The organism is Kiloniella majae, from assembly GCF_002118315.1.
Classification (GTDB): Bacteria; Pseudomonadota; Alphaproteobacteria; order Kiloniellales; family Kiloniellaceae; genus Kiloniella; species Kiloniella majae.
On record NZ_MTSZ01000001.1, the window covers coordinates 707,661 to 725,067 of the forward strand.

Genomic DNA, 17,407 nt, shown 5'->3' on the forward strand with positions numbered 1-17,407 from the left:
GATTGAGTGATTAACGTGCAATCAGAGGACCTGTTCACGCCCAAGATCCAAAAACGACTTGCATCCAAGGTCGCGAGATCTGTGATCTTTGTTGCGCTGCTTATTGGCCTTTTGATGAGTGCTGTTGTTGCCTATCTGGATTTAAAAGAAACCAAAGAACATTTTATCAAGACAGTAGAACAGGTTATCCAAACTGCAAATCAACCCGCGGCACGTGCAGCCTATAACGTGAATGATGATCTGGCTGGGGAAGTAGCTAATGGCTTGATGGAATATCAATCCATAATATCAGTCACCATTCTCGATGACTTGCACAATACCCTTACCAGTAGATCCAGGGTTCTCGCCAAGTCCCCCCATCGCTGGATTGCAGACAGTGGATTTGGCGGATTACAATCTTTTGAGATTGAATTACGAACCCTTGACGATCCCGAAGTCAAAGCTGGCTTCCTTCAGGTTATTGCTGATCCAATTGATATCGCCACAGAGTTTGTCCAAAGAGTAGCATTGGAAGTTTTGGTCATTCTTCTGCAAAGCCTTATTATAGCCGGTATTTTCTCTTTGATCTTTTACCGTTTGCTGATTGGGCCCCTGCAAAATATCTCGAAAGCACTCGCGCGCACCAATCCTGACGAACCATTGGCAACAAGACTTGTGGTACCAGCCAAAAATCATGGAGATGAACTCTACGTCCTCGCGGAATCAGGAAATCGCCTGTTGCAGTCCGTAGCAAAACGTATTCACGAACGGGACAAAGCTGAAACAGACCTTAGAAAAGCGGCAGAGACACTGGAACAACGTATCATTGAACGAACGGCTGAACTGGCCGAACAGTACGAGGCAGCAAAGGCAGCGAGTAAAGCCAAACAGGAATTTCTGGCATCCATGAGCCATGAAATCCGCACGCCCATGGCCGGTGTACTTGGGTTGGCAGATATGTTGCTGGAAGACAAAATCTCTTTAGAAACCCGGGAAAAGGTTGAAAAGATAAAGGATGCCACCCGATCTCTTCTCGTGATTATCAATGATATACTTGATCTATCAAAAATTGATGCCGGTAAGCTCAAACTTGAAAATATTAATTACCAACTACATCGGGAACTCAACAAAACACTCGAACTGGTAGAACAATCAGCACAGGAAAAATCACTGGAACTCAATCTCCAAATTGCGGACGATATACCCGCAAATTTACACGGTGACCCAACCCGCCTGAGACAGGTTTTGATCAATCTACTGGGCAATGCCATCAAGTTTACGGAGGAAGGAGAAATCACCCTCTCTGTCAGGCAGGAACAGCAATCAAAAGATCTTTCATGGCTTGTCCTCAAAGTCTCAGATACCGGGATTGGTATCCCGGCAGACCGTCTGGATGAAATTTTTGACGAATTCACCCAGGCCGATGCCTCTATTTCCCGCCGCTATTCAGGTACCGGGTTAGGGCTTGCCATATCAAAACGGTTGGTGAACATAATGGGCGGGCGCATCACAGTTTTATCCGAGGAAAACCAAGGCACTGATTTTGAGTTCAGAATACCTTTGAAAGAAGCTGATAAAAACACACCTTCTCCGACAGAAGACATTGAGCCCGACTATTACCAAGCCAGGCGAAACCTTGTTATTCTCGCGGTTGATGATAACCCGCTCAATCTACGCATTGTCTCTGCACTGATGGAGAAATATGGTCATGTTGTTCACGAAGCAAACACAGGAAAAGAAGCCGTAGATCAGTTATCAAATACGGTTCAAGGTGAGGAACCCGATCTGATCCTCATGGATATTCGAATGCCGGAAATGAGTGGTCCCGAGGCCACTAAAATCATTCGAGAACTTGATGGTCCTATCGCAAAAACACCTATTATTGCCCTAACTGCCGACGTGGTAGAGGACCATGTAAAGGAATACTTTGAAGCAGGAATGAATGCTTTTGTTGCAAAGCCCATTAACCCGACAAAGCTTTTAGAGGAAATAAATAGCGTTCTCCAGGAACCTATCCACGAACCTGTTTTTCAAAAAGAACAAAGTGCATAAAGGGCAGAAAGTAACAAAGATTGGCAAACAATTTTCGTCCCTCTGCTAATCATTTTTCGTCCAGTCACAAAGCCCCTTTTACATCAAATGAGTCGATCTTGGGCCAACAATTAGAACACCATAATATGCGGTGATTTCTCTTATTGCCATTAACCCTGCTTTAAGAACACAGCATTAGGATATACGTACGGGAAAACAGGTGCTTCTATATGTCAATCCGTGTTCGGGTTATAATAATCTTTACCCTTCTCATGGTGTTGCTTGGCGCGACAACACTCACCCTTGGGTTGCTATATGACAGCTCAACAAAATTAACTCACAAAGAAATTCAACGCCTGGAAGCTTTAAAACTCGCCGATCGATTGCGACAATCCTCTGACGATTTGACACGCATGGCCCGAAGTTATGCCGTCACTGGTGAACAACGGTTTGAACAATATTTTAACGACATTCTGGATATTCGGGATGGGAAAAGTCCAAGACCCCAAAATTACAACAGTATCTATTGGGATTTTGTTATTTCCGGTCAACCCAATGATGACGACCCCGAACCAGCGGCATCATTATTATCCCTGATCAAGGCTGTAGGGATCAGTGAAAAAGAACTCGGTCTTTTGGAAGCTGCCAAAACAAACTCTGACGATCTCGTATTTCTGGAACGAAAAGCTTTTGCCGCACTCAATGGCCTCTTCACAGATGAGAACGGAGGTTTAACCAGAAAGGCCCCTCCCGATCCACAGCTTGCGGCTGATATCTTGTTCAGTGATGCCTATCATGACGCCAAGGCTAAGATTATGCGACCCATCAATAGCTTTGGCATCGAAATTGATCGGCGTACAGCCCGTGAAGTCGCTGTGATTGAAAGTAAAATCAATCGCCTCACAATCATGGCGGCCATTCTGGTGCTCTCGACAATCATCTTTGTCATTATCAGCTATTTTCATCTGCAAAGCAGACTTATCCGTCCAATCCTTCATCTTGCTGATGTCAGCACCGAAATCAAATCAGGGAACCTGAATATAAGGCTTCAAGACACCAGCAATGATGAAATCGGGCAGCTTGGCTATAGCTTTAATAGCATGTTAGACAAAATTCAGGAAAGCTTGGCTTCCCTTCATAAAGAAATTACAACCCGACGAGAACTGTCTGAACGGCTTGATAAAAATAACGACAGCCTCTTACGCGCCCAGCGTGTCGCCATGATGGGGCACTGGTTTTGGGATTTAACGAACGGGCATGAAGAGTGGTCGGAAAACCTATTCAGTGTTTACGGTCTTCGTGATGACGTAACACCGGGCTACGACACCTTTATTACCTGTGTGCATCCAGATGATCGAGAGCGCGTTGAACGCATTCAGGCAAAAAACCTGGAAAGGGGAAGTAAATTCTCTCTCAGCTATCGTGTTGTGCATGGTAATGGGGATGTTCGGCACGTAACCAGCCATAATGATCTTAACTGTGACGCTTCCGGCAAAGTTCTTCAGGTGACGGGACTTGTTCAGGATGTCACTGAGCTCAAGTTAACCGAAGAAAGGCTGGAAAAAGCCAAACAGGAAGTCGAAGAATTTAACCGTAATCTGGAAGCTAAGATCAAGCAGAGAACAAAGGCATTGGAAGAAGCCAAAGATGCCGCAGAAACCGCGAATTCTGCCAAATCCAATTTCCTGGCAACTATGAGTCACGAAATCCGCACGCCCCTGAACGGTATGATCGGCATGGCTCAGCTCTTAAAAAATACGCCTTTGAATGCAGATCAGGAACTCAAGATTTCAACATTGATTTCATCCAGTCAGAGCTTACTGGAAATCATTAATGATGTTCTGGACATGAGCAAGATTGAAAGCGGCGCTCTGGAGCTGGAAAACAGAATTTTTGATCTGCCAGAAATACTTATCCCACTTGAGGCCACCTTTGGCACGCTTGCCGATGAAAAGGGGATCGAGTTTGTCACAGATATTGATCTACAAAATCACAAACTGATCTACAGTGATCAAACCCGGTTGCGGCAAATACTGAATAACTTATTGAGCAATGCTTTTAAATTCACCAAAGAAGGACAAGTAAGACTGTCAATTTCTCTTACAACCGTAAACAATACCACCGAACTAAGTATCCTTGTCGAAGATACCGGTGTTGGTATCGCAGAAGATAGACTGGATAGTATTTTTGATGCTTTCACCCAAGCCGATAATACCATCACTCGGAAATTTGGGGGAACAGGTTTAGGCTTAAGCATAACAAAAAGCCTGATCGCGTTATTAAAAGGAAACATCAGAGTTACAAGTAAATTGGGTGGCGGGACATCATTTTGGATTGAGCTCCCCATTACACTGCCCAGCAGCGAAGAAATTGATTCTTATTACAATCTCCTTAACCGTCCGCAACAAACTGATATCGGCAAGCTATCTATCCTGTTGGCAGAAGATAACCCGGTTAACGCCATGATTGCCAAAGCCTTTATCACAAAGTTTGGCCACGAGATCATTCGGGCCGAAAACGGTCAGGAAGCAGTTGATCTTTTCGCACAACATGACGTAGATCTCATCCTTATGGATGTCCACATGCCAGTTGTGAATGGCATCAGTGCCACAGAACAGATCAGGGCCACAGACAAGGGAGCCTATGTTCCGATCATTGGTCTAACAGCCGAAGCCTTCACCGACCGCCACGAAGTTTTTCGCAAGGCGGGAATGAACGATGTTCTGACAAAACCCTTCAAAGAAGAGCAGTTAAAAGAAGTAATTGAGCAGTGTTATTTATCATCTCTTGATCAGCTCCGCACGGCCTAAACATAAGCCGGTTATTGGAAATTTTCAGAAATCAAAAAAACTTAACGCAAAGTAACTGCGATCCAAAACCGATGTGCATTAACAACAAGGATAATTTCACAGCACCATTCCTACATATTTCCGTTCTCACCTCATCAATACTATTACCCAAGAACATGACCCGATAACGTAATAATGCCAGATAAACGCGCTTTAGATCACTATCATGATCCGGTTCTTACCCGTCTTTATGACGAACAAAACCCTTGGGGGCCTGACTGTGACTTTTTTCTCTCACTGATCCAAGACGTGCCTGTTCCACAAAAAATACTTGATATTGGCTGCGGCACAGGGTTGCTCACCACTGCTTTTGCCAAAGCAGGGCATTGTACAACCGGGATTGATCCCGCTCAGGATATGCTAGACATCGCATTACGCCGACCTTTCAGTGATAAAATCGCTTGGGTTAAATCTGACGCAGCTACCTATAAATCTGATAGCCGCTACGATCTTATTATCCTGAGCGGTCATGCCTTTCAGGTGTTTCTAACTGATCGAGATATACAAGCCGCTCTTTCCAATATGAAATCTCACTTAAACCCCAATGGCCGCATTGCCTTTGACACCAGAAACTCGGCAACCAAAGCTTGGTTAAACTGGACGCCGAAACAAACAATAGAGACCTTTATCCTTCCCCAAGATACTGATCACTCAACAGGCAAAGAGATTGAAGTATGGCATGACGTTGGTCGTGTCAGACAAAAGGGTGAAGGAGCGATTGTTCAATATTTCACTCTTTATCGTGAAAAATATTCCGCCCAAAAAAATCTAACGCTCAACGCTAGAAAACATCAATCTGACACAATAAGAACCGAGGCACACATACGGTTTCTCAGTCAGCAAGAACTATCAAGCCATCTTGAAAGCGCAGGATTGAAAACCGAATATCTATACGGCGATTGGGATCAATCACCATTTAAGAATGACCATAAAGAAATGATTATCATTGCCTGTGCAAGCTAATCAAAACTGATCAGGCTAGACAATGAAAAACAGCCCGAAGCAATATCCCCGAAGCAATATCAATGCGTCGGGCTGCCGTAAGATACAAGTCGTTCTGTTCGTCTTGCCTCAGCTCTTTGCCCATGCCCAGTAAAGTTCGCGGGCCAGTTTGCTCACGGGCCCGATGGAATACTCCACATCTTCGAACTTAACCACTGGCGTTATTTTAGAGATATTTCCACTCATAAAGACTTCATCTGCGCCTTCAAAATCTTCAAAGGTAAGTGTTGTCTCAACAACGTCACGTCCGGCGTCTCGAAGAAGACTAATAACGCGTTGTCGAGTAATACCGTTTAGAAATGTGCCGTTTGGAACCGGTGTATAGATCACATCATTCTTGACCATAAACACATTAGACGTACCGGTTTCAGCAACATTTCCCAACGCATCCGCAACAAGAGCATTATTATATCCGCGCGCCTGTGCTTCGCGGATCATGCGACCATTGTTCGGGTAAAGACAAGCTGCTTTGGCGTTTACCGGCGCCATTGAAACCATCGGACGGACAAACTTCGTCCGACAAAGAGTTTGCGTATAGCTGGTTGGAGCCATTGGAAACTGTTCCAGACAGAGACAGAACTCGGTAGAATTCTCATCGGGAACAACTGTGCCCGCGCCACCTTCCTTCGACCAATACATCGGACGTATATAAACAGCGGCATCGTCTGCAAACTTTTTCAGACCTTCCATGGTCAAGTCTATCAGTTGCTGGGTCGTCATGGTTGGCTTCAGCCCCATAACTTCAGCAGACGCATTCACACGGGCTGAATGAAGATCCAGATCGGGGACAACACCTTCAAAGGACCGTGCACCATCAAAAACAAGAGAACCAAGCCAGGTGCCATGATCTGCGGCCCCCATAATCGGTAGATTACCTTCGTGCCATTCACCCTGAAAATAGGTCCAGATTACTTCGCCGATTGCCATCCCTTTGCCTTCTCTGTTTTTAAATTGGGTTTTCAAAATTGGATCTGAAAATATTTTTATATATTAGCTTTATTAGGCCAAGGATAATTCTTCAAGCCCAGTTTATCTAATACTGTTATAAAAGATTTTCTAATCTGAGGGATAAAATAACAAGATGAATGCCAGATAACTAAACCGAAACCTTGAATAAAAGCCTTGGTCGCGGTGTAAAGCTCAGATAACTACCCTATTTGAAACTTCACATAAAACAACCATTAGCTACAGGATAATCCCCTACGAAGCAGAACTGTAAATATGATCGTAAAAAATAATTACAACGATACCCTACTTTTTTCATCTAGTTTTGCGAGAAAATCAATAAACGTTCTGATTTTATGTGATGTTTCTCTGTGATATGGGTAAACCGCATAAAGTGCATGTGCATCCGCCTTCCATGCGGGTAACAACCTTATCAATTTGCCGGCTTCCAATTCATCGTGCACAAGGATCTCAGGTGCCAAGATAACGCCCAAATCTGCTAATGCCGCTTGTTTCAACGCCAAACCATTATTCACGACATAAGACCCCGCAACCAAATTAAGTTCTCTTATTTCATTCTCATTTTTAAAGACCCAATTCGTGGGTGATGACGACAAACTGTAGATGAGGCAATTATGGAAACTTAGGTCATCCGGTTCCAAAAGTTCAGGTGCATTTTCTATATAAACAGGGGACGCACAAAGAATACGATTAAGCTCAAACAACTTGCGTGAACGAAGACTTGAGTCTTTTAATTGGCCCCCACCTCTGATGGCAATGTCAATCCCTTGATCAACCAAGTCAACATATTGGTCACTCATTAAAACATCTATATTCACCTGAGGATATAACTTCATAAACTGGCACACTGCGGGATTTATCGTTTCTAATCCAAAAGACATCGGCATACTTATTCGTAGTTCTCCCCTAAGCTGTTGAGTGTTTTCTAGAATAGATAAATCTGCGTTGGCCATTTCATCCAATATGTTACGAACATGGTTGTAATAATGCTGACCATTCTCCGTGACATTCATTCTTCTCGTCGTTCTCATGATTAAGGGGCTTTTTAGATAATTCTCAAGCTCATTGATGTTCTTGCTAACAGCCGCTTTTGATAAATTTAAATCTTCAGCAGCAGCTTTAAAACTACCTAGTTCAATAACCCGTCGAAAAACTGTGATCGCTCGAAATTTATCCATAATCTTAATTCAAATAATATTATTTACTATTGGTAAATTATCTTATCACTAAACCACTGTTTATCAACCAAATCTAAATAATTATATTTATATCCAGTTACAGCCACATGGCAAAACTACATTTATATATCGGCGACTTAACGCCCCAATTATTTAGGAAGATACTATCATGAAGAAATGGATTGGCTTAACCCTTGGCGCTTTGCTGTTTACGTTACCTGCAACACAAAGTTTTGCAGGATCATCTATTACTGAGGATCGCATTACACTTTCATATAGTGACGGAAGCCCTGAAACAGTTGGCCTTAAAGGTATAAATAAAGTTTTACGTGCCGTAGGTGTAAGGGTGAGCACGGTACCACTCCCTGAAGAAGCCTTGCCACTTCTGAAAGCTTCACATTCCCGCGCCGTCACTGAAAATGAAGTCGCCGAGTTGCTCTCCTATTTTGAACTGACACGCGAAGACCTGTTGTCCGAAATCGAAGCAGCTGGCCGCAAACCTACTGTTGAAAATGGCGGCTCGTTGACAACTTCTGAACCGGGCGTTGCACCTTATCCAAAAGTCTATGACATGAGAGCAATGGATGCAGATACTCGTGTTTGGGCACAAAATAAATTCGGCCCACTGCACATCAACCATTCGAAAGAAGGTGTTGGTATTGACGAAGTCATGACCATCGTGTCAGGAGGGCCTTGGGTTTGGTTCTTTGAACTGCCCGGCAATGTCACTGGCAAATTGACATTCGGTTACGTTGATCTAGATGGCGCGGCTTGGCGCGTAAGTTACCCTGGTATCCGACCTCATGGTGGATTTCTTGACCCAGAGTTCGGATTGGTTATTGCTTACGCACACGGACCTGAAGAATTTATCATCCACTTCGATGAGAAAAATCTCGCAGGTTCCAAACTAGTGGGTACGAACCCCTGGATTGACCAATCCGGTGCGACCCCCAAACTATTGGACTAATAGAGGCGGTGTGGAAAGCGCATGAGCCACATAAATGCACTTACCTCCCCTTTCCACACCTTATTAAAGCCACTCAGAACGATATTTTAGCTCTTCAATCAGTCCCAAGAAGAAGGATCTACGTCATGGCAGTTTTAGACAAAGGAATTTGGTACCCCAATAAGGAAGAACACGAATTATCCGTTATAGATACCTTTACCCTTTCAAAAGCAATTGAGGCAGGCAGATATCATTTATACATTTCACTTGCATGCCCTTTTGCACACCGTCCTTATGGCGTGATTAACTATCTTGGGTTGGAAGATGTTGTGTCTATTTCTTCGGTAGCCCCAGAACGTTATGAAGACGGCTGGCTCTTTAATGAAGAATATCCCGACGAAATTAACCAAACAAAAAACCTGGTTGAGCTTTCGACCCTGTCCCACCCGACTTATTCAGGAAAAGTAACTGTGCCCATTTTGTGGGATAAAGTGCACAACGTTATTATTGGTAATGATTCAGCTTCTCTTGCAATGGATTTTGCGACACGCTGGTTACCTTTAGCAAAAAACAAATTTAATCTTGTTCCTGAGAATTATAAGGATGAGATCATTGCCCTGAATGAATGGTTACACAGTAATGTCAATCGACGAGTTTACAACTTTGGTTTTGCGCAAGATCAAAAAACTTACAACACTTCAAGCGAAATCTTCTTTGATGCGTTAGAGATACTCAATGCACGTCTAAAGAAATCACGTTATTTGTTTGGTGATGACATAACCTTATCAGACTTGTTTTTGATGCCAACATTAGTAAGGTTTGAAACCGTATATGAAATACATTTCAAAGCAAATAAACAGCGTTTAAATAGTTTTGAAAGCTTATACAGATATATGCTGGATTTAATGGCAATTCCAAGCCTTCGAAAAACAGTCGATATAAATCACAGTAAACTTCATTATTACATATCTCATAAGCATATCAACCCGACTGGCATCGTTCCTGCTGGACCTATAATCGCTTGGTAAGTGAATCGTCAATTCGACGGCAGTTTAGGACCAACCTGAATATTTCCGATCAAAAAACTCTTCTATATTCGTAAATAAGCAAAAAATACAATAGGCTTGGAGCGATCATCAATATTGAAGAGGCAAACTCACAAAAACGGTCGTGCCCTCACCATATTCACTTTCAAGCCGAAGGTCGCCTCCCTGTGCAACCGCGAGTTTTTTGGCAAGGCTTAACCCTAAGCCAACGCCTTCGTGCGCACGGGTCATACTATCTGCCACCTGACTGAATGGTTCCATTACCCGCTCCAAATTTTCGTTGGTAATGCCAATTCCGTTATCCCTAATGATAAAATCAATATATTCCGGTTTATTGATTTCAGCAGTAAGAATGACTTTCCCTTTGGACGGGGTGAACTTGATCGCATTGATCAGCAAATTGGCAATAATTTGCTTCACATGCTGTTTGTCCGCATAGATATAATAATCCCCTTCGGGTTCTATAATCTCATAGGTTACGCCCTTGTCATTGGCCCTGTTCTTAACCAGCTGCATACAACAGCCCATCAATTTTTTAACTGGCAAATTTTCAGGTTCCGGTGAAACCTTTCCCGCTTCAATAAGGGATATATCCAGAATATCGCCAATAATATCGAGCAGGAAATGCGCCGAAGTTTGAATATCTCCGGCATAAACCTTGTATTTATTGTTACCAAGCGGTCCGAACAGCTCTTTTTCCAGTATTTCTGAAAATCCAAGCACGGCATTCAGGGGTGTTCTCAACTCGTGGCTCATATTTGCCAAAAACTGACTTTTGGCATGATTTGCCGTCTCGGCCCGGTTGCGTTGCTCAATCAATTCATATCTAGCGTTATGGCTCTCTATCGCTCCGCGACAGCTATAGGCCAGGGACTGAATAAGAGTGAGCTCTATTTCTGTCGGTCCGCGTGTTGTTCTGTAGTAAATTGCGAAGGTTCCATAGGTCTTGCCCTCAGAACTCACAATAGGATGCGACCAACAAGCCCTGTAACCAGTGTCCTTGATAACATCAATATAAGGCGCCCAGTTGGGGTGATTGTAAATGTCTTCGACAACCACCAGTTCCTGTGTTTTTGCTGCGGCCCCACAAGAACCAACCGTCTCACCAATTTCAATGCCATCAACAGCTTCCGCATATTCATCCGGGATACTTGGGCCAGCAAAACTACGGAGATAATTTTCGTTCTCTGACAGCATAATCGCGCAATTCATATGCGGGAAAATGGCTTCCACATTGTGTATCAGGCGTACAAAATTTTCTCTTAAGGGCATCCCCTTGGTGATGTTGACCAACATCTCATTATAGGCCTCCATGGTCTTTTCACGGCTTTTTAATAATGAAATATCAGCACTGACACCAAGATAATATTTGTTTGTATCCCCTTTAAGCTCTAGCGGGCAAATCGATAACTCTTCCCAATAGTAAGAGCCTGATCGCCCCATGCAGCATATTTCGCCCGTCCAGGTTCCTCCCTGACGCAGGATCGACCACATTTCTTCGTAAAATGAGTCAGGGTGATATTGGGATCGCAAGTTTAAAACCGACATTCCCTCTAGCTCATCAACAGTAAACCCGGAAAGATCAGCTAGTTTTTGGTTGGAATATTTGAGTATTCCATCATCTGACAGAATATAGACAAGCGCATGATTGTTGATTAATCGAAGCAGCTCTTTCGCAGGACCATCAATAAAACTATCGAAAATTGGTGGTTGATCCATTAAGTAAAACCTTCGGGAAAGGTTAAAATTCTCAACATTACCTCATGCGTAAAAATATATTATACACAAGAAATAGGGGATATTCTAGCGACAAGAACATCCCTGACTATTCTATGGTATCAACATAAGCTTAATTGAGCTTTAAAAGACCTAGACCCCGAGAATTTTGCATACACTTGTCAAACCCTGTTATGGCAGCAAGATAGTTGATCCGGTTGTCTGGCGAGATTCCAGTTGATCATGGGCTTTTGCCACGTCTGTGAGGTTAAAATTTTGATTGATGTTGATCTTTATATCGCCCGAAGAAATCATGGCGAACAGAGCATCCGCCGCCGACTGCAAATACCCGGACTCAGCGGTAAAATGAAACAGGATTGGACGCGTTACAGAATAAGATCCAGCGGCGAGATCAGATAGTTTGAAATCAAGTGCTGGGCCAGAAGATTGCCCAAAACTGACCAACGAGCCAAAATTTTTCAAGCAATGTAAAGACCCGGGATAAGTATCCTTGCCGATACTGTCATAAACCGCATCAACGCCCTGCCCTTCGGTGATTTCCCGGATCCGTTCGACAAAATTTTCTGACTTATAATCAATCATCTGACTATAGCCATGAGCCAATGCCAGTGCGCATTTTTCTGGGCCACCAGCAGTTCCGATTGCTGTAACACCTTTTGCTGCTAACCACTGTCCGGCAATAAGACCAACACCACCAGCGGCAGCATGGAAAAGAACCTTCTGTCCGGGTTGCGCTTCAAAACTACTATGCAAAAGATAGTGAGCCGTCAATCCCTTAAGCATTGATGCAGCCGCGACTTCATCGGAAATACCATCAGGTAATTTCACCAAATGTTTGGCTTCTATCGCTCGATGAGAAACATAGGCACCATTGGGAATGGTATAGGCAACACGGTCACCGACCGAAAAACCTGGCACGCCTTCTCCCACAGCTTCAATAATCCCGGCGGCTTCGCTGCCGAGCACCAAATCCTTTTCGACAGGCCACGGATAAAGCCCGGTGCGGAAATAGGTATCAATAAAGTTCACCCCGATGGCTGTGTGACGCACCACGACCTCACCTGCTGCAGCCTCTGGTTTGGCGACTTCCGCTTTTTCCAAAACGTCTCTGCCGCCCTTCTGGCGTGCGATAATTGCGTAGGTCATGTTTCAGGATCCGTTCTACAAGATGTTTGTTTTCAAGGCTATCATTACCGATAAAGCTAAATACAACCTAAATCAGTAATTTCAAGTTCTTAAAATGACATTCTCAATAAATAAGAAGATACTCGGCACAGTCTTTACTTAAATAAAAAATGGCGATTCATGTATTGATAAATCTCTAGTTAAATATATAAAATAATTTAAAAATTCCCTTTTAAAGAGTAAAAAAATGAACCATGTAAAATTATTGTCATTACTATCTTTGATGTTTTTAATTGTCGGTTGCGCACAACCAATTATAGAGCCAACAGCGCAACTATACAGTCTATCTGGTAAACATCAGATGAGTCCTGCTAAAACGGCGGTAATTCCCGAAGGACAAGCTCTTGTCCTACTCAGTATCAAACATGACTATCCTAGTGAACCATCAGAAGCTGTATCAACATACTTTACAACAAACTCTTTGGAAGTCCTCAAAACTGGTGGATATCGTGAAGACAAGGAAAAACAAGGAGAAATCAATACTTTCGTTTATAGATCAAAAGAAGCAAGGTATTTGGCTTCTTTAGTAAAACCTGGAAAGTATAGGTACATAAGTACCGCTCTAGGGAATTATAAAACTATTTCAAGATATACACCTTCACGAGACTTGAGCTTTACTGTATCAGAAGGCGAAGCTATTTATGTTGGCGATTTGACTTTAAACGATAAAGCTCAACCCTACGACTTTATTTTTCAAGTGTTAAACAATGAAGATAAAGCTCGAAAGTTTTACTCAGAGCTTGAAATTTCTCAAAGCATACCTTTACAGACACGTCTCATGACAAATAATCCCGTTAAGGGATACAAAAGATACAGTAACCCTAATTGCGACCGCTTCTGGAATGCTGTCTTAGAACCCAGAGGACTATGTACGCCCCTATTTGATTGGTAATTGATCTAAAATCACTCCTCCAAAAGAAATTCCGGATCAGTTGGCACCTGCAGCGCAGTGGCCAACTGATTGGTTTTTGACGCCAACGCCACGATCTTGAGGACTTCAGCATGCTGTGCCTGCGTCATGCCTTTGGCTTTGGCCCCTGCCGTATGGGAATGCACACAGTAGTTACAGTTATTCACAATGGAAACCGCAAGATAGAGCATCTCTTTGGTTAGAGGGTCCAAATCGGAAGGCGTTGCCATCACCGCCTTCACCTCGCCCCATGTACGCTCCAAAAGATCTTCATCAAAGGCCAGATATCGCCAGATATTATTGATAAAATCCGTCTGACGCGTCGCCCGGATATCATCAAAGACAGCTTTTACCCGTGGGTTATTCTCCAGATCTTCCGGCGGGAGGACAGTGGACATATCATGCTCCTGAAATGGCTGAAAAAATCAAGTTCAGCCAATAGCATAATCACATAGCGCACACGATCACCAGTATTAAAACCGCACACCAAAGCTAACAGCGCCAAAAACAGCCGGATCGTCTTGTCCTTCGAATTCCTTAGTACGGTAAACCATGGTGTAACTCATACGATAACGGTCATAGGTCATAGCTAACCCGCCATTAATATCAGCGACAAAATGATGCTTATCTACAGAGTGTGAGTCACTGAAGGTATTGCCATCCAGAAAGATATTACGCGCCACGGCACGCCCTTCAACGCCCCCAAAGAGATACCAGCTCCACCCATCATCAGGAGTATCAAAGTACCCTGTGCCTGGAAGGCCGGGTTTCACACGTACAGGTGCGTCCTGCCAAACGTCCTGGTCAGGCGTCAACTTAAAGTTAATACCCACATCGGCAAAGGTGTGCACATTGCCCAGAGTTGCGCCGTAATATGGCGAAGCCCCCAGACTTAACCCGGCCACATCAACGGACCAGTATTCGGGAAAGCGTCGTTGCCAACCAAGAGATACCGCTGGCTCATGATTGAGCTGATTTGACCAGCCGTGCGGTGTCGGGCTGCTGGGGGTCACATGGGTATGAACAAATTTTTGGGCCTGTTCTCCCAATGCTGCTGGGCCAACAATACCAAGAGAAGCCTCTATTTCATCCAGATGATTATCTGTAACAGTCACAAGGCCAATTGACCCATAAAGATGTGCGGCCCAAGGACGATCATTCGGATCCTGTTCGCGTTGGCGGATATCTCGTGGCGTATAGATGTTCTGCCCCAGAGAATAGAAAACACTGGACGTTTCATTAATACCAAAAGTAGGGATAACACGGTCCAGCGTATAGGCAATATCTGGCAAGTCTGCATTTACGTCCAGATAGCCTAGACGCACACCACTGGTATAATTTTTATCGGTTCCCGCTGTGCCAAGGGAATCATTTTCGATGACCAGCGAAATATACTGATCTTCTTTTTTGTTCGCGACCCGTCCAGTCAGTTGTTCTTGAAAGGTCGCATCAGACTCTGTTGATGGATCAGCATCTTGCGCAAGCACTGGTGAGCTACTGCAAATAAGAGCACCCGATATTAATCCAGAAAAGAGTGATGTAACTTTCAAACCGGGATACCCCCAACCAGCTATTTAAATCCTATAACATATAAGCGCCCTATCCCTACAAAGAGATCATGGCGGAAAAATGTCATCCCCATTTTCTAACAGATAACCGAAGCAAGATAAAATCTCCCTCAGTTGAAGAGGTCGTATTTATAAATTTTCCATAAATTTGGCTTTCCCTGTTCTCAAATACTAAAAAAGATCCTCCGGAAGAGTCTTGATTAAAAGAGAGCTATTCAAAAGTTTTCAACAGATAGCCATCTAACCTGCTCTTCCAATTATTGCTGCCCAAATCATCACAGCTGGATTTTTGGAAAACACGTAGAAACTCGTTCGACAATTCAAGAACAAAGTTACCCGAACAAGGATTCATAAAGCCGTGCAAAGCTCTGCTTTGGTAACAAGTGACAAAATCTTTTCTTCGCAGATTGTCCATACTATCCTGAACAGAAAAATGGGCCTCTTCTCTCGGGAAAATTAAAGTAGTCGGACATTCCGGATTAATGGAAAGATGATGTCGGATCTGACCCGGATAAAAGCCAACAAAACGTTGAACTCTATTCGCAACATCTAGATGTTCCAATACACGCCACGCTGTTGAAGCTCCGACGCTGAACCCCAAAAGGTACAATGGTCCCTCAGTCTGTTGGATTTCTTTTTGTAACAAAGCCAGATATCCATCATGCCCACATTCACGCATGAAGTGATCATAGGCTTGCTGTTCGTCGTTAAAGACAGGCCGTTTTCCACCATAGGGATCAAGTATCTTGGCAGGGATACCTTGCTCAAGAAAGGTTGTCTCGAGTTCCGAGATAAAAGACGTACGCCCATATATTTCGGGAAGGATAATAATCTGCATTGATTTACTGGTACCCACTTTCAAGAACAGGTTTTCCCAAACGGACTGACCAGCACAGGCTGTAATGCCAGATTACTATAAAATTGGGGACCTTGCCTTCCAATCTTTAGAAGAAGACAACATCCCCAATCAAATAAAAAGTGCTCACAAGCCGAAATTAGAACATCGCAAAAATACGGGACGGGCCACCTGTACCGCCACGATGCTTTGGTGAGCCCACAACCAGTGTCGCCCCCTTGGCTGGAACCTTATCCAGATTGGCAAGACACTCAATGCCCCATCGGTTGGTAGGTAACCAGGCGTAATGAGAGGCAAAGTCTGCTGATTGCCCATAATCCAGCGACAGACTGTCCGAAGCCAATCCTACAGCATTTGTTTCCAACAGCATCTGTGTTGCTTCAACATGGAAACCCGGGAAATGCATTTTCTCGTCATCACCAACATTACGGAACTTGTCACTATCCGTGAATTTATCCCACCCGGAATTCATCGCCACACAAGCCCGATCAGGAATAGGACCATTTTTAGAAACCCACGCTTTGATATCATCCGGTGTAACCTGTGCATCAGCATTGGCAGCCGCTTTTTCCTTAATATCAATCACACACAAGGGAACGACCAAATTTTCCACCGGAATTTCAGCAACGGATTGACCATTTTCAGAAAAATGAAGCGGTGCATCCAGATGCGTTCCGGTGTGCTCATTCACTTTCAATTCCAGTAGATTGAACTTGTGCTCGGCATAGTTAAATTTTTGTTCTTTGAAAAAACCCTGAGCCCCGAAATAGGTAGGAAAGTCTTCGTGAAGTTCATGCGTCATGTCTTCGACTTTACTTGCCCCGGCTGCCAGAACAGGCGTCGAAGCCCCAATTGAGGCCCCAGCCCCACCAACGACACCAACAGCAGCTGTCGCAGCAGCCGTTTTAAAGAGATCACGACGGGATAACATCTTTTCTTTGACGGCTTCGATAACACACGCGTCACACATAGAACTTCCTCCCAGGTTTAATCGCCAACTTTAATGGCCAGATATATTTAATCTTAGAATTATCTTCAGAAATTGATTTCCAAACGAGAGTTCAGAATTAATCATTGGAAATGTACAGATCATAAAACAAACCGGTACAGTAATAACGCAGGAATATATTTCCGCAGGTTCCTGACCTTAACAC

Annotated in this window: 14 protein-coding genes; 6 read left to right on the top strand and 8 right to left on the bottom strand. The window is 43.8% G+C overall.

Annotated elements, in window-relative coordinates; translation table 11 throughout:
• The first annotated feature begins 6 nt into the window (after window positions 1-6).
• The 3 genes from BKB51_RS03450 to BKB51_RS03460 all read left to right on the top strand — a co-directional run bounded on the left by BKB51_RS03450 (window position 7) and on the right by BKB51_RS03460 (window position 5,822).
• Window positions 7-2,031, top strand: a complete 2,025-nt coding sequence (locus BKB51_RS03450) for an ATP-binding protein (protein ID WP_125911773.1) — start codon at window positions 7-9, stop codon at window positions 2,029-2,031.
• 209 nt (window positions 2,032-2,240) lie between these two features.
• A complete protein-coding gene (locus tag BKB51_RS03455; RefSeq protein ID WP_085899691.1) occupies window positions 2,241-4,820 on the top strand; it encodes an ATP-binding protein in 2,580 nt (859 codons plus the stop codon).
• A 174-nt stretch (window positions 4,821-4,994) separates the two neighbouring features.
• Window positions 4,995-5,822, top strand: coding sequence for a class I SAM-dependent DNA methyltransferase (locus tag BKB51_RS03460; protein ID WP_085899692.1), 828 nt, complete (start codon window positions 4,995-4,997; stop codon window positions 5,820-5,822).
• Between the two features lie 108 nt (window positions 5,823-5,930).
• Here the strand turns inward: BKB51_RS03460 and BKB51_RS03465 are convergent, their stop codons facing one another.
• On the bottom strand, window positions 5,931-6,824 hold the full coding sequence (locus tag BKB51_RS03465) for a branched-chain amino acid aminotransferase (protein ID WP_245813203.1): 894 nt from the start codon (window positions 6,822-6,824) through the stop codon (window positions 5,931-5,933).
• 275 nt (window positions 6,825-7,099) lie between these two features.
• Window positions 7,100-8,005, bottom strand: coding sequence for a LysR family transcriptional regulator (locus BKB51_RS03470; RefSeq protein WP_085899694.1), 906 nt, complete (start codon window positions 8,003-8,005; stop codon window positions 7,100-7,102).
• A gap of 169 nt (window positions 8,006-8,174) precedes the next feature.
• Here BKB51_RS03470 and BKB51_RS03475 point away from each other — a divergent pair, with 169 nt between their 5' ends.
• Together BKB51_RS03475 and BKB51_RS03480 are read left to right on the top strand one after the other, a co-directional pair.
• The gene (locus tag BKB51_RS03475; protein ID WP_085899695.1) at window positions 8,175-8,972 is read left to right on the top strand and encodes a hypothetical protein; all 798 of its coding nucleotides are present in this window, start codon (window positions 8,175-8,177) and stop codon (window positions 8,970-8,972) included.
• A 125-nt stretch (window positions 8,973-9,097) separates the two neighbouring features.
• Entirely contained in the window at window positions 9,098-9,979 is an 882-nt protein-coding gene (locus tag BKB51_RS03480) for a glutathione S-transferase C-terminal domain-containing protein (protein ID WP_085899696.1), read from the top strand.
• Between the two features lie 108 nt (window positions 9,980-10,087).
• On the opposite strand, the gene BKB51_RS03485 is transcribed toward BKB51_RS03480, so the two are convergent.
• Window positions 10,088-11,716, bottom strand: coding sequence for a PAS domain-containing sensor histidine kinase (locus BKB51_RS03485; protein ID WP_085899697.1), 1,629 nt, complete (start codon window positions 11,714-11,716; stop codon window positions 10,088-10,090).
• Between the two features lie 189 nt (window positions 11,717-11,905).
• Window positions 11,906-12,880, bottom strand: coding sequence for a quinone oxidoreductase family protein (locus tag BKB51_RS03490; protein ID WP_085899698.1), 975 nt, complete (start codon window positions 12,878-12,880; stop codon window positions 11,906-11,908).
• A gap of 226 nt (window positions 12,881-13,106) precedes the next feature.
• Here BKB51_RS03490 and BKB51_RS03495 point away from each other — a divergent pair, with 226 nt between their 5' ends.
• The gene (locus tag BKB51_RS03495) at window positions 13,107-13,811 is read left to right on the top strand and encodes a hypothetical protein (RefSeq protein ID WP_085899699.1); all 705 of its coding nucleotides are present in this window, start codon (window positions 13,107-13,109) and stop codon (window positions 13,809-13,811) included.
• Window positions 13,812-13,822: 11 nt separating this feature from the next.
• On the opposite strand, the gene BKB51_RS03500 is transcribed toward BKB51_RS03495, so the two are convergent.
• The 4 genes from BKB51_RS03500 to BKB51_RS03515 all read right to left on the bottom strand — a co-directional run bounded on the left by BKB51_RS03500 (window position 13,823) and on the right by BKB51_RS03515 (window position 17,223).
• The gene (locus BKB51_RS03500; RefSeq protein WP_085899700.1) at window positions 13,823-14,227 is read right to left on the bottom strand and encodes a carboxymuconolactone decarboxylase family protein; all 405 of its coding nucleotides are present in this window, start codon (window positions 14,225-14,227) and stop codon (window positions 13,823-13,825) included.
• A gap of 75 nt (window positions 14,228-14,302) precedes the next feature.
• Window positions 14,303-15,379, bottom strand: coding sequence for a lipid A deacylase LpxR family protein (locus BKB51_RS03505; RefSeq protein WP_158090132.1), 1,077 nt, complete (start codon window positions 15,377-15,379; stop codon window positions 14,303-14,305).
• Window positions 15,380-15,608: 229 nt separating this feature from the next.
• Window positions 15,609-16,253, bottom strand: a complete 645-nt coding sequence (locus tag BKB51_RS03510) for a dienelactone hydrolase family protein (protein ID WP_245813237.1) — start codon at window positions 16,251-16,253, stop codon at window positions 15,609-15,611.
• Window positions 16,254-16,392: 139 nt separating this feature from the next.
• Window positions 16,393-17,223, bottom strand: a complete 831-nt coding sequence (locus BKB51_RS03515; RefSeq protein WP_085899703.1) for a cyclase family protein — start codon at window positions 17,221-17,223, stop codon at window positions 16,393-16,395.
• Between the last annotated feature and the right edge of the window lie 184 nt (window positions 17,224-17,407).